The 16,772-nt window shown below is 68.3% G+C and carries 14 protein-coding genes; 11 read left to right on the top strand and 3 right to left on the bottom strand.

The window, feature by feature from the left end:
• The 3 genes from L687_RS34080 to L687_RS34070 all read left to right on the top strand — a co-directional run.
• On the top strand, positions 1 to 1,449 hold a 1,449-nt coding region (locus tag L687_RS34080), incomplete at its 5' end, for a S1C family serine protease (RefSeq protein ID WP_031207552.1).
• Between the two features lie 48 nt (positions 1,450 to 1,497).
• The gene (locus L687_RS34075) at positions 1,498 to 2,751 is read left to right on the top strand and encodes a CDP-glycerol glycerophosphotransferase family protein (protein ID WP_021200316.1); all 1,254 of its coding nucleotides are present in this window, start codon (positions 1,498 to 1,500) and stop codon (positions 2,749 to 2,751) included.
• A complete protein-coding gene (locus L687_RS34070) occupies positions 2,748 to 4,184 on the top strand; it encodes a CDP-glycerol glycerophosphotransferase family protein (protein ID WP_021200315.1) in 1,437 nt (478 codons plus the stop codon). The genes L687_RS34075 and L687_RS34070 overlap by 4 nt, the downstream gene beginning before the upstream one ends.
• A 93-nt stretch (positions 4,185 to 4,277) precedes the next feature.
• On the opposite strand, the gene L687_RS34065 is transcribed toward L687_RS34070, so the two are convergent.
• Entirely contained in the window at positions 4,278 to 5,351 is a 1,074-nt protein-coding gene (locus L687_RS34065) for a glycosyltransferase family 2 protein (RefSeq protein WP_029258302.1), read from the bottom strand.
• A 117-nt stretch (positions 5,352 to 5,468) separates the two neighbouring features.
• On the opposite strand from L687_RS34065, the gene L687_RS34060 reads away from it, so the two are divergent.
• From L687_RS34060 to L687_RS34035, 6 genes are all read left to right on the top strand, one after another.
• The gene (locus L687_RS34060; RefSeq protein WP_021200313.1) at positions 5,469 to 6,752 is read left to right on the top strand and encodes a CDP-glycerol glycerophosphotransferase family protein; all 1,284 of its coding nucleotides are present in this window, start codon (positions 5,469 to 5,471) and stop codon (positions 6,750 to 6,752) included.
• 2 nt (positions 6,753 to 6,754) lie between these two features.
• Positions 6,755 to 7,525 (top strand): biotin--[acetyl-CoA-carboxylase] ligase, encoded by a 771-nt coding sequence (locus L687_RS34055; protein WP_021200312.1) that lies wholly within the window; start codon positions 6,755 to 6,757, stop codon positions 7,523 to 7,525.
• 86 nt (positions 7,526 to 7,611) lie between these two features.
• On the top strand, positions 7,612 to 8,115 hold the full coding sequence (locus tag L687_RS34050; protein ID WP_200861071.1) for a PH domain-containing protein: 504 nt from the start codon (positions 7,612 to 7,614) through the stop codon (positions 8,113 to 8,115).
• Between the two features lie 115 nt (positions 8,116 to 8,230).
• Positions 8,231 to 9,355 carry a 5-(carboxyamino)imidazole ribonucleotide synthase gene (locus L687_RS34045; RefSeq protein ID WP_021200310.1) on the top strand — a complete coding sequence of 375 codons (1,125 nt, stop codon included), beginning with the start codon at positions 8,231 to 8,233 and terminating at the stop codon, positions 9,353 to 9,355.
• Between the two features lie 140 nt (positions 9,356 to 9,495).
• A complete protein-coding gene (gene purE, locus L687_RS34040; protein WP_036271441.1) occupies positions 9,496 to 9,963 on the top strand; it encodes a 5-(carboxyamino)imidazole ribonucleotide mutase in 468 nt (155 codons plus the stop codon).
• A complete protein-coding gene (locus L687_RS34035) occupies positions 9,960 to 11,414 on the top strand; it encodes an LCP family protein (RefSeq protein ID WP_029266776.1) in 1,455 nt (484 codons plus the stop codon). The genes purE and L687_RS34035 overlap by 4 nt, the downstream gene beginning before the upstream one ends.
• 209 nt (positions 11,415 to 11,623) lie before the next feature.
• On the opposite strand, the gene L687_RS34030 is transcribed toward L687_RS34035, so the two are convergent.
• Positions 11,624 to 12,208, bottom strand: coding sequence for a hypothetical protein (locus L687_RS34030; RefSeq protein ID WP_021200307.1), 585 nt, complete (start codon positions 12,206 to 12,208; stop codon positions 11,624 to 11,626).
• A 143-nt stretch (positions 12,209 to 12,351) separates the two neighbouring features.
• Positions 12,352 to 14,115 carry a DUF4012 domain-containing protein gene (locus L687_RS34025; RefSeq protein WP_021200306.1) on the bottom strand — a complete coding sequence of 588 codons (1,764 nt, stop codon included), beginning with the start codon at positions 14,113 to 14,115 and terminating at the stop codon, positions 12,352 to 12,354.
• Positions 14,116 to 14,237: 122 nt separating this feature from the next.
• Between L687_RS34025 and L687_RS34020 the strand changes: the two genes are divergently transcribed.
• Entirely contained in the window at positions 14,238 to 15,311 is a 1,074-nt protein-coding gene (locus L687_RS34020; RefSeq protein WP_021200305.1) for a glycosyltransferase, read from the top strand.
• 257 nt (positions 15,312 to 15,568) lie between these two features.
• Positions 15,569 to 16,772: LGFP repeat-containing protein (locus L687_RS42185; protein WP_373695050.1), on the top strand; the 1,204-nt coding region annotated here is incomplete at its 3' end.

Genomic DNA, 16,772 nt, shown 5'->3' with positions numbered 1-16,772 from the left:
CCGGCGCCCGCTGCGCCGGTGCACGGGCATGAGATGCCGTCGACGTTCGCCTCGCAGGCCCCGGCCGCACCGGTGATCGCACCGGTCCCGCAGGGCTACGCGGCACCCGCCACCACCGCGCCGGCAACCGCCACCGCGCAGGGCGCGGCGTTCGGCATCCCCACCGCATCGTCGTACACCCAGCCGACGCAGCCGCTCGACGGCGGTGCCGGCCTTCCGGGCGAGGGGACGAAGACCAAGGAGCAGAAGCCTCGTAGCGGCGCGAAGTTCGCCGCTTTCATCGTCGCGGCCGCTCTGGTCGGCGGGGTCGCCGGTTTCGGCGGAGGCGCTCTGCTGAACGGGCTCCAGGACCAGCCCTCCTCGGGCACGGCGACCGGGCCGCAGACGGTGACCGTGAACAACCCCGGTTCCGTCAACGAGACCACGGCTGTCGCGACCGCCGCACTTCCGTCCGTCGTCACCATCGAGGTGGCGGGCTCCGACCAGGCAGGCAGCGGATCCGGTGTCATCATCAGCGATGACGGCTACGTGCTCACCAACACGCACGTCGTGACGCTGGGCGGCGCTGTCGCGGATCCGACGATCCGGGTGACCACGTCCGATGGACGCATCTTCGAGGCGACCGTGGTCGGCACCGACCCGATCTACGATCTGGCCGTGATCAAGCTGAAGGATGCCAAGGGGCTCACCCCGATCGACTTCGCCGATTCCTCGAAGCTCAACGTCGGCGACACCGCGGTGGCGCTCGGAGCCCCGCTCGGGCTCGCGAACTCGGTCACGACGGGCATCGTGAGCGCGCTGAACCGGAGCATCCAGATCGCTTCCTCCGCTCTGCCCGACTCGTCCTCCGAGGACGCTCCGAACCAGCAGCAGACGCCCGATCAGGGACAGGGCCAAGGGCCGTTCCAGTTCGACATCCCGGGCAGCGGCACGCCGCAGACCTCGGACTCCATCTCGATCGCCGTGATCCAGACGGATGCCGCGATCAACCACGGGAACTCCGGTGGTGCGCTCGTGAACAGCAAGGGCGAGCTGATCGGTATCAACGTGGCGATCGCGAGCTCGGGAAGCTCCGAGGAGTCGGGCTCGATCGGCATCGGCTTCGCCATCCCGTCGAACATCGCCAAGCGGGTCTCCGACGAGATCATCGCCGACGGTGCGGCGACGCACGGCCTTCTCGGCGCCTCGGTCCAGGACGCGTCGAGCGTGCAGGGTGCCACCGTCTCCGGCGCGTACATCGCCAAGGCGACGGACGGCGGCGCTGCGGCTGCGGCCGGCATCCAGGAGGGTGACGTCGTCACCACGTTCAACGGAGTCCCGATCACCAGCGCGAGCGATCTCACCGCTCAGGTGCGTGCGGCGGCGGCCGGCAGCGATGCCAAGGTCACCTACGTGCGCGGCGGCAAGCAGTATGACGTCGAGGTGAAGCTCGGCGAACTCGCCGGCTGAAGCCCACCGCGCGCCGAGAAGGACGCCACCCCGCGATAGGCTCGCGGGGTGGCGTCCTTCTCTTTCGGCACCGGCAATGCGGCCAAGCTCCTGCGGATCCCGCTGTATGCCGTCGGACGCATCGGCACGGTCCTCCTTCCGCGCGGTCGGCGCTGGGTCTTCGGCTGCGGAGCCGGGGTGGGCGACGGCGCCCTCGCACTGCAGCGCTTCGCATCGGCGGCCGGCCACGACACGATATGGCTCACATCGTCGGAGCGCGAGGACCGGGATGCGGCGGCGCTCGGCATCCGGTCCGCGCGCAAGGGCGGGCTTCGCGGCTGGTGGCACACAGCGCGGGCCGGGGTGCTCGTCGTGACGCACGGGCTCGGCGATGTGAACCGCTACGCGAACGGCGGCGCCTTCGTGGTGCAGCTCTGGCATGGGATCCCCCTGAAGCGCATCGGCCTGGACTCGCCCGCGACGACCCAGGTTCCGAATGTTCCCGGCGCAGCGCTGCTCCGCCGTGCCGTCGGCATCCTCTACCGCGCGGCGGCCCAGCGCATCCGAGTGCTCCCCGCGGCTTCGCACCGCGCGAGAGGGCGTCTGGAGTCCGCCTTCGGACTCGGGGGCGACCGCGTGGTGGTGACCGGAGAACCCCGAGTCGACGTGCTCTCGCGTGGTGCGGTCGACGAGGTGCGGTCGGCGGCATCCACTCTTCTCCGTGCAGTGGCGGGAGAGATCCCGGAGACGGCGCGCTCCATCCTGTATGCGCCCACCTGGCGTGACGGTGCCCCCGACCCGGCGGTTCCCACTGCCGACGAGTGGATCCGCATCCTCCGGCTCCTCGAAGAACGTGACGCCGTCCTTTTCGTACGCTCGCATCCTCTCGGCGAAGGCGGGTATGCGCCGCCACTTCCGAGCAGGCGGGTGCGCGCGCTCGGGGCCCCAGTGCTGGCGGACGTGACGCCGGCGCTCGCGGCATTCGACGTGCTCGTGACCGACTACTCGTCACTCGCGTACGACGTCGGTCTCCTGCGCATGCCGGTGCTCTTCCTGGCCCCCGATGCGGAGGAGTACGCCACCACCCGTGGGTTCTACGGTCGGTTCGACAACGTCGCGGGCCCGGATGCTGCCGCTGACTGGACGGAACTGCTCGCGCAGCTCGACGCCCTTCTCGCAGACGATGCCGTCCGCGACGGGGCATCCGTCCGTTCCGCTACGCTCAGCGCGGAGATGCACGCGTATCGGGACGGACGCAACACCGAACGCGTCTATCAGGTCATCCGCGCACGGGGGATTCCCGCGCCGAAGGGAGCAGTATGACAACGGCCCGCATCGATGACGCGGCGGAGGCCCTGATCATCGAAGGGACCGGTCAGCGACCGGAGACGGCCGACCTGCGCGGACCGCGGGCGCACGTCGAGGCTCGTATCAGCGGAGGCGGCGCGACCTGGAAGGCGACGTTCCCGCTGCAGGCATCGCGTTGGGGCGGGCCCTCGCTCCCGCTGCCGACCGGCTCCTACGAACTGCGGATCGCCGGCGCCGACCTCGACGGCGTGCGCATCGCTCCGGTGGTGCTCACCGGGGTGCGCATCGCCGTCGATGCCGGTGTCGTGCGCATCGCCGCGCCGATCGATCCGGTGTACGAGACGGCGGAAGGACGATCCACCCTCGAGGAGAGGTACGTCGCACAGGTGGGAGGCACGGAGAACGCCGTGTTCTTCGAGAGCTTCTACGGACGCAGCGTCGGCTGCAACCCTCGGGCCATCGACCGGGAACTGGCGGCGCGAGCCCCCCAGGTGCGACGGTATTGGAGTGTGGTCGACCTCTCCGTCGAGGTGCCGGAGGGCGCGATCGCGGTCGTCGAGGGCAGCCCGCAGTGGTGGCACGCACGCGGAGCCGCTCGACTGCTCGTGGTGAACGACTGGCTGCGACGGCGCTTCGCTCGCAAGCCCGGCCAGAAGGTGCTCCAGACCTGGCATGGCACACCCCTCAAGCGGCTCGCGCTGCACCGTCCCGGTTTCGATCCGCGCCGGATGGCGGCGGTCGTGAAGGAATCCCGGCGCTGGGACGTCCTGCTGGCGCAGAACCCGTATTCCGAGCGCATCCTCCGGAAGGCGTACGCCTTCTTCGGGCGACCGATCTGGGTGGAGGGATACCCCAGGAACGATGCGCTCACGACGGGTGATCCCGTCGCGGTCCGTGCAGCGCTCGGCATCGGCCCCGATGAGCGGGTGCTGCTCTACGCGCCGACCTGGCGTGACGATCGCGCCGAGATGGTCGACTTCGTCGACGCGGAGCTTCTGGCACGCCAGGCGAACGCCGTGGTCCTCGTTCGCGGTCACTCCCGCACTCTGGAACAGGGGCGGGATCTCGCCGGTGCACGGGTCATCGATGTGACCGGCTACCCGGAGACGGCGCGGCTGCTGCTCGCCGCGGATGCGCTGATCACCGACTACTCCTCGGTCATGTTCGACTTCAGCGTCACCGGCAAGCCGATGTACTTCCTGGTGCCCGACATCGATCACTATCGCGGACAGCTGCGCGGTTTCTACTTCGATCTCGCGGAGAGGGCGCCCGGTCCGCTCGTGCGGACGCAGGAGGAGCTCACCGCTGCCCTCGACGACGAGCGCCATGAGGCGACGTATGCGGATCGCTATGCCGCCTGGCGTCAGCAGTTCAACGCTCGCGACGACGGTCATGCCGCGCGGCGCGTGGTCGACCGCATCCTGGACCTCGGGTTCGTCACGGCCTGAGCGCGGCGGGGCGCGAGCACGCTCGCGTGGAACACCTCCGGCGAGAGATCTCGTCAGCGGGGGCGTCAGCTCGACGGTTTCCGTGCGAGGGGGTCAGGGCAGCGGGGTGTTGCGGGTGCCGAGACGCGAGGCGTCCACGGTGTCGTGGGCTCCCCGGAGCACGCCGCCGAGGAAGCCCAGACCCCAGGAGATGTGCATCGTCGGCAGGACGAGGAGCGTCCACATCCGCTGTCGCACGCCCCCTCCGCCGGGAGCCAGCGCGACGCCGAGGATGAGCAGCAGGTAGAGGGCGAGCGGTCCGTACACGAGAAGGGAGGCGACCATCGAGGCCACCCCGGTGAGCACGCCGGTCACCTGCAGGACCCCGACGAGGACGGCGAGGGCGACGACCACGACAAGCGCGGGCGGGGCGAAGTATCGAAGCCCGTTGCTCCGTCCGAACCGCCGAACGAGCTCGCCCCGCCAGGCCCCGGTGGCACGGAACTGTCGGGCCAGACGCAGCCAGCTCTCCCGTGGCCAGTAGGTGACGGACAGGTCGGGGTCGAACCAGACCCGATGACCTGCCTGGCGGATCCGGAGGTTGAGCTCCCAGTCCTCGCCGCGTCGAATCGACTCGTCGAACAACCCGACCTCGTCGAGCACGTCACGCCGCATCACGCCGAGGTAGGCCGACTCCGCCTCGCCTTCCTGGGAGCTCCCGTGATATGCGCCACCACCGAGCCCGACCGGCGAGTTGTACAGACGCGCCACGGCCTTCTGGAAGGGGGTGCGTCCTTCGGCATGCATCACGCCGCCGACGTTCGCGGAGTCGGTGCGTTCCAGGGTCTTCAGCGCCCGAGCGGCGTACCCGGGGGAGAGCTCGGAGTGCGCGTCCACGCGCACGATCGTGTCGTAGCGGCTTGCGCGGATCGCGGCGTTCAGGCCGACGGGGATGTGCGCCGCAGGATTGTCGACCAGCCGGATGCGGTCGTCCGCGTCGGCGAGCCGTCGCGCGAGCTCGGTGGTGCCGTCCGTCGACGGCCCCAGCGCGAGCACGAGTTCGGTGGGAGCGTCGACATCCTGTGCGAGCACCGACGCGATCGCGTGTTCGAGGTATGCACGCTCGTTGAGCACCGGCATCACGAAGGACACCCCGGGCCGGGGAGTGGGGAATTCGTCTGCGGGCACATGACGATCATGGCACGGCGTCGACGGACGTTGCCTGAGGGTGTGGGAGGGGCAGACCTCGGGTACGTGGCTGGGGCTCAGCCGGAGGAAGCGACGCGGACGAACTATTCTGGAGGGATGGGTGCACTGTCTGACGCGAAGAAGGCATATCGTCTGCTGAAGCGGGCGCTCGCGTCTCGCACCGCGGTGCAGCGTGTGCGGCGGCGTCTCGCCGAGCGCGAACCGCTTCCGGCCGATCATTTCAAGGTCGCGGTCTACTTCGCCGACGGCGCGGTGAACATGTACCAGATGCGCCAGTGGTACCGCCCGCTCGCCGAGCTCTCGAAGCGCTGGCCCGTCGTCGTGCTCTCCCGCCAGGCGACCGGGACCGAGAAGCTGCTCGAGGAGGATTCGCCGCCCGTGGCTTTCGTGCCGAAGGTGCGCGACATGGAACGCTTCATCGCGACCCAGGACATCCGCCTGGTGCTCTACGTGAACCAGAACACTCGGAACTTCCAGATGTTCCGCTACGGGCGGCGTTGGCACGTGTTCATCAACCACGGCGAGTCCGACAAGATGTACATGACGACGAACCAGTACAAGGCCTACGACTACGCGTTCGTCGCCGGACAGGCCGCCCGTGATCGTCTCTCGCGCACGCTGTGGGACTACGACGTCGACCGCCGCACGATCGAGATCGGTCGCCCGCAGGCCGATCATTACGCCGGCACCCTTCCGTACACTCCCGATGAGCGCACCGTGGTGCTCTACGCGCCGACGTGGGAGGGAGACCGACCCAGCGCGCACTACGGTTCGATCGCATCGCACGGCGAGGTTCTCGTGTCTCGCCTGCTCGCGACCGGCGCCCACCGTGTCATCTACCGTCCCCACCCTCGCAGCGGGGTCGTCGACGAGGAGTACGGAGCCGCGCACCGACGGATCGTGGCTGCGATCCATGCGGCGAACACGGCGGACCCGAACGCACACCACATCTACGATGCAGCTCCGGAACTCGGTTGGCAGCTGACGGCGGCTGACGTCGCGATCGTCGACATCTCCGCGATGGTGTACGACCGGCTTGCGGCGGGGAAGCCGCTGATGATCACGCGTCCGACCGACGAGCAGGCATCGATCGACACGCAGGGCTACCTGGCGGACTGCGAATGGTTGACCGCCGAGGCGGCGGCCGACATCGTGGCCGAGGTCGACCGCGTCCGCGCGGATGAGGCTGCGATCGCCCGGTTGCGGATGTGGGTCCAGCACTATTTCGGTGACACGACGCACGGGGTGGCCACCGCGAAGTTCCATGCGGCTGTCGACGGCCTCATGCAGGAGTGGGAGCGCTGGCAGGCTCACGAGGTCGGGACCGTTCGAACCGACGAGGATGACGACGACGACGAGGAAGCCGACGAGGACTCCTGATCATGGATCTCCCCCTCGCGCGTGCGATCGCCGCTCGTCTCGATCTGGTGGGTGCCACCGGCTCCACGAACGCCGATCTGCGCGCGCACGCGTCCGATGCCGACGCGTGGCCGCACCTGGCGGTCCTGGTCACGCACGACCAGACGGCCGGACGTGGCCGCCTCGACCGCACCTGGACGGCACCCGCGGGCGCGGCCATCGCCGTCTCGGTCCTGCTTCGGGCGCTTCCCGCCGATCCTGCCGCGCGCGGGTGGATTCCGCTCGCCGCAGGGGTGGCCATGGCGGAGGCGATCGCTGAGCAGCTTCCGACGCACGACGTCGCCGTGAAGTGGCCGAACGATGTCCTCGTGGATGGACGCAAGATCTGCGGCATCCTCGCGGAAGCGACGACGGACGCCGTCGTTCTCGGCGCCGGCGTGAACACCGCCATGACGGCCGAGCAGCTTCCCGTGCCGTCGGCCACGTCGTTCGCCGCACTCGGCGCCGTCGCGGAAGACGATCTCCTGCTCTCCAGCTACCTCGAGAGACTCGACGGCCTGCTCTCCGCGCTGACCGTCACGGAGAACGCGGTCGTGAGCGGTCTGCACGGCGCCGTGTCGGCGCGGTGCGCGACTCTCGGGCAGACGGTGCGGGTATCGCTGCCGGCTGGACGCTCTCTCGAAGGAGTGGCGACGGCGATCGACCCGGACGGTCGTCTTCTCGTCGAATCCGAAGGTCTCGAGCACGCGATCTCTGCGGGGGATGTCGTGCACGTGCGCCCGGCCGGAAGCTGACACGCCGCCGCACAGACGGCTTTGTCGCAGATCACGGGCACAATGGTGGGGTGACCCAGCCTGTGACGCTCGGCGGGCGGCCCCTGATGCCGCCGCCCGGTACGCCTTCGGAGGAGCTGCTGATCGCGCGCTTCCGAAGCCACGCACGTCGGCTGTTCTGGTCGGCTCTCGTCCTCATCGCCACCTTCGGGGCGACGGCATACTTCTTCGGCAACCTCCCGGCGGGGTTCGAGGACTGGATGCTCCTCGCCGCGGCGGGTGCGCTGTTGCTGTTCGCCGTCGTGCTGCCGTTCATCGTCTGGTACTCGCGGAGCACCATCGTCACGACGCGGCGGGTCATCGTCCGCCAGGGGATCGGTTCTCGTCGGCGCCATGAGATGTCGCATGCCCGGGGCTACACGATCGCCGTTCGGCGGGGGCCCTTGCAGCGGTTGTGGGGGTCGGGCACTATCACCCTCTCGAACGGCGTCGACGCGCCGTTGCGACTGCCGAACGTGCCGAACGTGACTCTGGTGCACGAGACTCTTGCCGACCAGATCGAGGTCGGGCAGATCCTCGCCCACCGCGACGCGCAGGCCGTCGGCGACTGAGTTCCCTCGCCGGGCATGCCGCGGAGCGAGCCGGCGCCGGCGACGCCCATCGGCAACCGGTCGTGCGCGCCCGGTCGCGTGCGGAAGAATGGGTGCAGACGAATGGAGGCGGCACATGGCGTTGCGTGTTGGCGTGATCGGCGGAGGACAGCTGGCCCGGATGATGATCGCTCCGGCGGTCGAGCTCGGGATCGAACTGCGGGTGCTCGCAGAGGGGGAGGGGATGTCTGCCGAGCTGGCGTCCACCGCCGTGGGCGACTACCGCGATCTTGATACGGTGCGGGCTTTCGCGGCCGGCGTCGATGTCGTGACCTTCGACCATGAGCACGTGCCGCAGGACGTTCTCCGACAGCTGGTCGCGGACGGCGTCTCCGTGCACCCGGGGCCGGATGCGCTCCAGTACGCCCAGGACAAGCTCGTGATGCGCGCGCGCCTCGCAGAGCTGGGGATCCCTCAGCCCGAATGGGCGGCTGTGCGCACCGCCGCCGAACTGCAGGCCTTCCTGGACGAGCACGCCGGAGCAGGCGTGGTGAAGACGCCACGCGGAGGCTATGACGGCAAAGGCGTGCGGGTCGTGCGTGCGGCGGAGGAGGCACAGGACTGGCTGGCGGCGCTCGCCGACGGAGACGCCCTGCTCGTCGAGGAGCTCGTCCCGTTCGTGCGTGAGCTCGCCCAGCAGGTGGCGCGTGGCGTCGGCGGCGAGATCGTCGCCTACCCCGTCGTCGAGACCGTTCAGCGCGACGGGGTATGTGCCGAGGTCATCGCCCCGGCTCCTGCCGCGACCGAGCGTTTGGTGGAGGTCGCGGAGTCGATCGGTCGCACCATCGCGGAAGGTCTGGGCGTGACGGGCATGCTGGCGGTCGAGCTGTTCGAGACCGACGACGAGCGGATACTCGTCAACGAGCTCGCGATGCGTCCGCACAACAGCGGCCACTGGAGTCAGGACGGCGCCGTCACCGGCCAGTTCGAACAGCATCTGCGGGCGGTCGCCGATCTTCCTCTCGGGAGCACCGCGCCGCGCGCCGCGTGGTCAGTGATGGTGAACATCCTCGGCGGCCCGGCCGAAGGGACGTTGGACGAGCGCTTCGGGGCCGCGATGTCTGAGCACCCGCAGGCGAAGATCCACACCTACGGGAAGGCGCCCCGGCCCGGTCGGAAGGTCGGCCACGTGAACGTTGCAGACGATGATCTCGACGATGCGGTCTACGTCGCCCGTGCCGTCGCCGCGCACTTCGTCTGATCAGATCGCATGTGGCGGCTCTTCGCCACACATGCGCGGCAAGTGGTGTGCCGTTCGGGGAATCTCACAGCGGCAGACCGTACCCTGATCTGGTGACCGAGCCACTGCATTCTTCCGCCGAGCCCCTGGTCGGCGTCGTGATGGGATCCGACTCCGACTGGCGCGTGATGAGCGATGCGTCTCAGGCGCTCACGGATTTCGGGATCCCCCACGAGGTGGAGGTCGTCTCCGCGCACCGCACACCCGACAAGCTCATGTCGTACGCGCGCGACGCGCGTTCACGTGGCATCCGCGTCATCATCGCCGGTGCCGGGGGAGCCGCCCATCTGCCCGGCATGCTCGCCTCCATGACACCGCTTCCCGTCGTCGGCGTGCCGGTGCCGCTCGCATATCTCGACGGCATGGATTCCCTGCTGTCGATCGTGCAGATGCCCGCGGGTATCCCGGTGGCGACCGTGTCCATCGGCGGGGCGCGCAACGCCGGTCTGCTGGCCGCGCGGATTCTCGGAACGTCGGATGAGGCTCTCGCCGATAGCGTCGAGGAGTACGCACGTGCGCTCGAGGCGCAGGTCGAGGAGAAGAACGAACGGCTGAAGGGTTCACTGTGACTCTTGCGCCTCCGCGCGCAACACGGCGCCCGCTCATCGAGACCCGGCCGCTGCGGCATCCTGATCCCGCCGATTCGGGGACGATGGTCAAACGCGGGTGGTGGCTGATCGCGGTGAACCTCCTGGTTCCGGGCTCCGCGCAGGTGCTCGCCGGCAACCGTCGCCTCGGGCGATTCGGTCTCGGTGCCACGTTGCTCTCCTGGTTCCTCGCGATCGTGGCACTGGGCCTCGCGCTCTTCGCCCGCCCTGTCCTGCTCTGGCTCACGATCGGTGGCGGGTTCTTCTCCGCCGTGGTCCTGACGATCGTGCAGGTGCTGCTGGTGGGGTACGTCGTGCTCTGGGCCGTGCTCACCTTCGACACTCTCCGCCTGGTGCGACTCGTGAAAGTGCCTGGGCCGTCCCGATTCGCCATCCCGGTCGTCGCGTTGGTGCTGTTGGGACTCGTGGGAGGCGGCGCAGGCTACGCTGCGACCGCCGTCGGATCGGTGCGCAACACGATCGGCTCGATCTTCGGACAGAGCGGACCGAGCGTGCAGCCCAGCGACGGCTACTACAACATCCTTCTCCTCGGCGCCGACAGTGGTGACGGGCGCGATTCGATGCGGTTCGACAGCATCTCGGTGGTCTCCGTGAACGCCGACACCGGGGCTGTCACGATCACCGGTATCCCGCGAGAGCTTCCGAATGCGCCGTTCAGCGACGGCAGTCCGATGCAGGAGCTGTATCCGAACGGGTTCGAAGGCCATGGCTCATCGACCTGCGGCTGGAACGGCTGGATGAACCATGTACGCAACGCCGCGGAGGTCTGTCGAGAGGATGGTGGCACCGGCCTCTATCCGGATGCCAAGGCCAACGGCTCGGAACCCGGGATCGAGGCGACGAAGGACGCGGCGGAGGGAGTTCTCGGAATCGAGATCCCGTACTACGTCTTCGTCGACATGCACGGCTTCGCAGAGCTCGTCGACGCTCTGGGCGGCGTGGAGATCGACGTCACCGAGCGTTTGCCGAAGGGCGGCCCGCCGGAGGGATGGACGGGCAGCGATGTGAACGAGTGGGCTATCGGATGGATCGAGCCCGGCAAGCAGCGCATGGATGGCGATACGGCGCAGTGGTACGCCCGCTCGCGGTACACCACCAGCGACTGGGATCGCATGAAGCGTCAGAGAGAGCTGCAGGCCGCGATTCTGGCGCAGTTCACCCCGCAGACGGTTCTCACGCGTTTCAACGAGGTGGCCGCGGCGGGGACGGCGCTGATCAGCACCGACCTTCCCTCCGACAAGCTCCCGGAGTTCTTCGATCTGATGCTCAAGGCCAAGGAGCAACCGGTCACCTCGATCGAACTCACACCCGAGACCGGCGTGGACGAGCACCAGCCCGACTACGCATTCATCCACGAGATGATCCAGCAGAAGCTGCATCCTCCGACGGAGACGCCGACTCCTGAGCCGTGACCCCGGGTGTCCCGGAGCGGCGGAATTCTGTGCTGGTCCGTGCCCGCTGGAGCGCGAGGTCAGTGCGCATGACAAAGCCCACGGTCGCCTCCCGAAGGAGAGCGGCCGTGGGCTTCCGGTGGGTTCCACCGGATGCACCAGACGACGGTGATCGGAGGGGGAGGGATCACCGTCGTCCAGTCGACCACCGCACGAGGCGGCAGCCGGACCTAGGCGCGCTTGCGGCGTGCAGCTCCGACCGCGACGAGTGCTCCGCCGGCGACCAGCGCAGCTGCTCCGCCGCCGAGGATCCACGGCGAGACGTTCCCGCCCGTGAGGGCCAGCTCGATACCCCCGCCGGTGAGCGGCAGCTCAGAACCTGCGGCCGCGACTCCAGGATCGTGGTCGCAGCTCACGGCAGCATCGTGGCCGTGCGAGACCGTGATCGTCGCCGTGTACGCACGCGAGCCGTTGAAGGCGACGGCGTAGGAGCCCTCTCCGTCGGACGGCGGACGGAACGTGAGCGTCAGGCTGCCGTCTCCGGCAGCGGTGTTGCCGGAGACCGCGGCTTTCCCTGCGTTGTAGCCGGAAACCGAAACGTTCACGTTCTCGGACGGCAGGAAGTAGCCCGGTCCGAACACGATCGTCGAGGCTTCGCAGATGTCGATGATCGGATCGCCGACCTTGGCGCCGGGAGGCGTCGGATACGAGTCGGACGACGCGGACGGAACCGTCGGCGCAGCGGTTGCGACGGTGGGCGCGACGAGTACGAGCGCGCCGGCGGCAAGGCTGATGGCAGCCAGTTTCTTCAGCATGATTTCTCCCCAGAATTTCACGCGGAATCGCCTTTGGATACACCCCTGCATCCAACTGCGTGACGTCGTCCTGCCCCCACGGCAGGATTGCGGACGTCAGATATTCCCCAGTGAGTCGACAGTACCCTATCGAGCTGTTAATGTCACGAAGCGCATCGGAGCGGTGATCGACTCGTGACGGGGGTGTCGATCAGCGGGGTGTGCAGCACTTCGGTGAGACGCTCACCTGCGCCGGTGCCCTGGAACTCGATCGTGATCGTGGTCGATTCTCCGGGCGCGAGGGAGACCTCGTGCTGCACCGCCGATCGATCCCCGATCATCGCCGTCTGCACGCCCTCCTCTGCGCCGTCCCGATCGATATGCGACGGTGTCGACCCCTCGGGGCCGTATACGGCGATCAGAGTGCGCACCGTTCCTGCCGGTACGCCGTAGAAGCCATCGGCCGTGACGTAGGCGGGCAGGGTGGTCGCGGCGTCGGCGGGGGCTGTGTTCGTCCACGTCACCCGCACCTGCGTGGTGGGTGTTCCCTGGCACGTGCCGACCGATGTCGAGATGGCGGCGCGGGTGTAGTAGTCCATCTTGCCGCCGGTGGTGTCGTTCATCAGCACCCCGACGGAGGTCGTATCGGAGGTGTTGTCGGGGATCGTCCCGCCCAGGGCGGAAGCCGCGAGCACGGTCTCCTCGGGCTCGTGGGCACTCCAGATGCGGATGCGTCCCTCGGCCGCCGAGTCAGAGAGAGCTCCGAGCAGTGCGCGCGGTTCCGCGCGGGACAGGGCGGCACCGAACAGGGCTCCAGCGGCCTGAGCGAAGATCTCGTCCTGTACCGCGGGATCGGGGACGGCAGCGTAGATCTCCGACAGGAGGATGTCGGTGATGTTCTCGGACGTGGCCGTGAAGGGGCCGAACGTGAGATCTCCGGTCGCGGCGATCAGATGCTTTGCGACGACGGCGTCCACGGCGATGACGCCGTCCACGGTCCCGCCGAACCGTCCCTCCCACCGCGCGGCGATGGCGGCGCCGGCCTCACGGAAATCAGGGATGCTGGTGAGATTCTGCAGATATCGGCCGGGGCGATCCTCGAACAGGGCGATCGTGGAGTCGCTGAGAGGCAGGCCGGTCTCCAGCGGAGGAAAGTCCCGAGTCGATGCCTGGGTCTGAAGCGAGATGTTGCCGCCCTCGGCATGCAGCAGGGCGATCGATCCGATGATCCCGCCCGAGGATCGCAGCTCCGCGTTGTTCTGCATCGCGAGCACATAGTTGCGCGGGCCTTCGCCGCCGAGCATCGTCGGCAGCAGCACGGCGGCGCCGTGGAGCGAGCCGACGACGGTCGCCGCCTCGTCGACCGATGAACGCATGGTGCGGATGGCATCGGCGAGCGGGGGGAGCGTGGCGTCCGCGTCGATGCGTCTGCCCTTCGACTCCGCGGTGCCGAGCGCCGTGTCCGCGGCGCCGAGCGGGCCGGCGATCTCGGCGAACGGTGCGAGGTCGATGGTTCCGCCGGCGAAGCCGAGGCTCGCCAGGTCGAAGTCCGCGGCAACATCCAGGAGCGGCGTGAGGGCGTCGTTCGACACATCGTCGGCGATCTCGGCGATGTCGCTCACAGCGCTGAAGTTCGGTCCGATCCAGGGGAGGGCGCCGAAAGCGTGCCACACCGGGTCGGAGGTCAGGGCGTGCGCAGACTCCGCGTTGTGAGCGATGCTCCGCGCGATCGGCCTCGCGCCGTCGAGATCACCGGTAGCGATCGAGGCCTTCAGCTGCGAGGCACCCTTCGCGACCTGCTGAAGGTCGTTCACGGCGCCGATCCCGCGGACGGTGACCCAGCCGACGGCGATGAGGAGAAGGGTCAGCAGAATGCCGACGGTCCACCCGATCCATCGGCGCCGGACGGGAAGTCGACCATCGCTCACCCGAGCATTCAAGCATGAACCGCTGCGGCCGTGGTGGGCGAAAACTGTGCGAACGCTGACACTACGGCGGCGCGGGCGCTGACCTCACGGGGGGAGCGGCACAGCGGGGATAGCCTGTGTGCATGGGTGCTCGACTGCGTGTTGTTCTGGATCAGCTCGTGGATGTCGTCGATGCCGATCACGCGGACGCCGCGGTGGGAATCACCGCCGGCCTGGTCGCGACCGCCCCCTCCGGTTGCGCCGTGGACGCCATCGTTCCGGCCGGCGCGTCCGTGCCTGTGGCGGGAATAGGGGACATCCGCACGCTCGGGATGGGGCGTCGTGAACTCGCCGCAGCCTGGCAGCTCGGGATCGCTCCGGGTGTCGGCGGCGGACTCATCCATTCGCCGACGCTGATGGCGCCCCTTGTGCGCCATGATCGGGTGCACGACAACCACCAGACCACGGTCACGGTGTGGGATCTGCGAGCCTGGGATGCGCCGGAGCTGCTGTCCAAGGGGAATGCGGCCTGGCAGCGAGGCATGCTCCGTCGAGCTGTGAGACATGCCGACGCGGTGGTGGTGTCGTCTCACGCCGTGGCTGAGCGTCTTTCGGAGCTGGCGAAGATCGGCGACCGCGTTCGGGTGATCGCGGGCGCACCGCCGCAGGGATTCGACGTTCCCTTCGACGCTGCTGCGCGTCGGAACGCGCTGTCGCTGCCCGACCGCTACATCGTGGTCAGCGGATCTCCGTCGGGACTTGCCGACGGCATCCGAGGTGCGGTGGCCGCGGGGCTCGACGCGGTGGTGTTCGACGCTCCCGAGGGGTCGGAACCACACTATGTGGAAGTCGCCTCTGCCGCCGGGCTGCCTGAGCGGCGCGCGCACGTCCGCGGGGTGCTGTCGATCGAGGATCGCGCCGCCATTCTCTCGGGTGCATCCGCCTATGTCGCCACCAGTGCCGTCGCCGGGTGGCCGTGGCGCGCCGTCGAGGCGATGGCACTCGGCATCCCGGTGGTGGCAGTCGACAGCGGGTCGCACCGTGATGTTCTCGCAGACGGCGGGGTGCTCGCTAGCGCCGATGAACTCTCCGAAGCCGTTGCCGCAGCTACCGGAGACTCCGCGACACGCCTCAGTGTCCTCGCCGCTGACCGTTCGCGAGCGTTCTCGTGGGCGAGCGCAGCTGAGCGGCTCTGGGCCCTTCACGCCGACCTCTGATTGGCTGAGAGCCACCTGCGCATACGTGCGACACGCCGGAAACTTGTGGTGCGATCCCGGCAACAGTGGCATCATCCCGCAACTTCCGTCACACTGGTCACATGTCTCGACGTGCCCCACGCTCGCGAAACACCCTGAGGACCGCCCGTCTCCTCACCTGTTTCCTTGCTGCCTCCGCCCTGGTCCTCGGCACCGTGGCCCCCGCCACTGCTGCCACGGCGTCGGTCTCCTTGAGTGCTCCGAGTACGTCTCGAACGATGGTCGACCCCGCCGCGAGCGGGATCGTCAAGACGACGCTGGCCGGCTTCACGCCTGGCAACCTCATCAGCGATGCCGTGTTCACGGACAAGACCACGATGACCGAGGCTCAGATCCAGGCATTCTTCAACAGCAAGGTGTCACGGTGTCAGGGGGGAAGGGACGAGAACAACGAGCCGATCGTGTGCATCAAGGACTTCACGATGAACACCGTCACTCGTCCGGCCGACGCTTACTGCAGCGGGTACTCGGGGGCGGCGAACGAATCGGCGGCTCGCATCATCTATCGCGTCGCGCAGGCCTGCAACATCAACCCGCAGGTGCTTATCGTGATGCTCCAGAAGGAACAGGGGCTCGTCACTCACATCTGGCCCAGCGCATGGCGCTACCGGATCGCACTCGGGCAGGGATGTCCTGACACCGCGCCCTGCGACCCGAACTACATCGGGTTCTTCCATCAGATCTACGGCGCAGCACGTCAGATGCAGATCTACATGGAGGGCAAGTGGTTCCAGTGGTATGCCCCGGGCAGGACCTGGAACATCCTCTACAACCCCAACGCCAACTGCGGGAGTTCACCGGTGTACGTCGCCAACAAGGCGACGTCGGCTCTCTACTACTACACGCCGTATCAGCCCAACGCCGCTGCGCTCAACGCCGGATACGGTCTGGGAGACGGGTGCTCCGCGTACGGAAACCGCAACTTCTACAACTACTTCACCGACTGGTTCGGATCCACCCAGGTCTCGTCGGGCCTCGCCACGGCGACGGCAGCGATTCAGGGTGAGTACCTGGCGCAAGGCGGTGCTGCCGGGCCCGGAGCCCCGGTCTCCGACGTCACTCGTCTGCAGCAGAACGGCGGGGGCTACGGGCGTGCGTTCTCCATTGCCTCGATCTACTGGACGGGATCCTTCGGAGCGAAGACGGTGTGGTCCGGTCCGCTCCGGGAGTACTACTTCGCGCGGCAAGGCGCCGACGGGCCCCTGGGGTGGCCCGTGCTGAACCAGCAACCGCTCACACAGGGCATCGGGCAGCTCTTCTCCGGAGGATCCGTGTATTCGGGCTCCAAAGGTACGTTCGTCGTCGCGGAACCGTTGCGCTCAGGCTATTTCGCACAGAACGGTGCGAACGGTGAACTGGGGATGCCTACTGCCGATCAGGTGTGTGCGGGTGGGGTGTGTTCTCAGACCTTCGAGGGTGGGA

Source organism: Microbacterium maritypicum MF109 (assembly GCF_000455825.1).
Lineage (GTDB): Bacteria > Actinomycetota > Actinomycetes > Actinomycetales > Microbacteriaceae > Microbacterium > Microbacterium maritypicum_A.
This window is presented reverse-complemented; position numbering and strand designations above follow the sequence as displayed.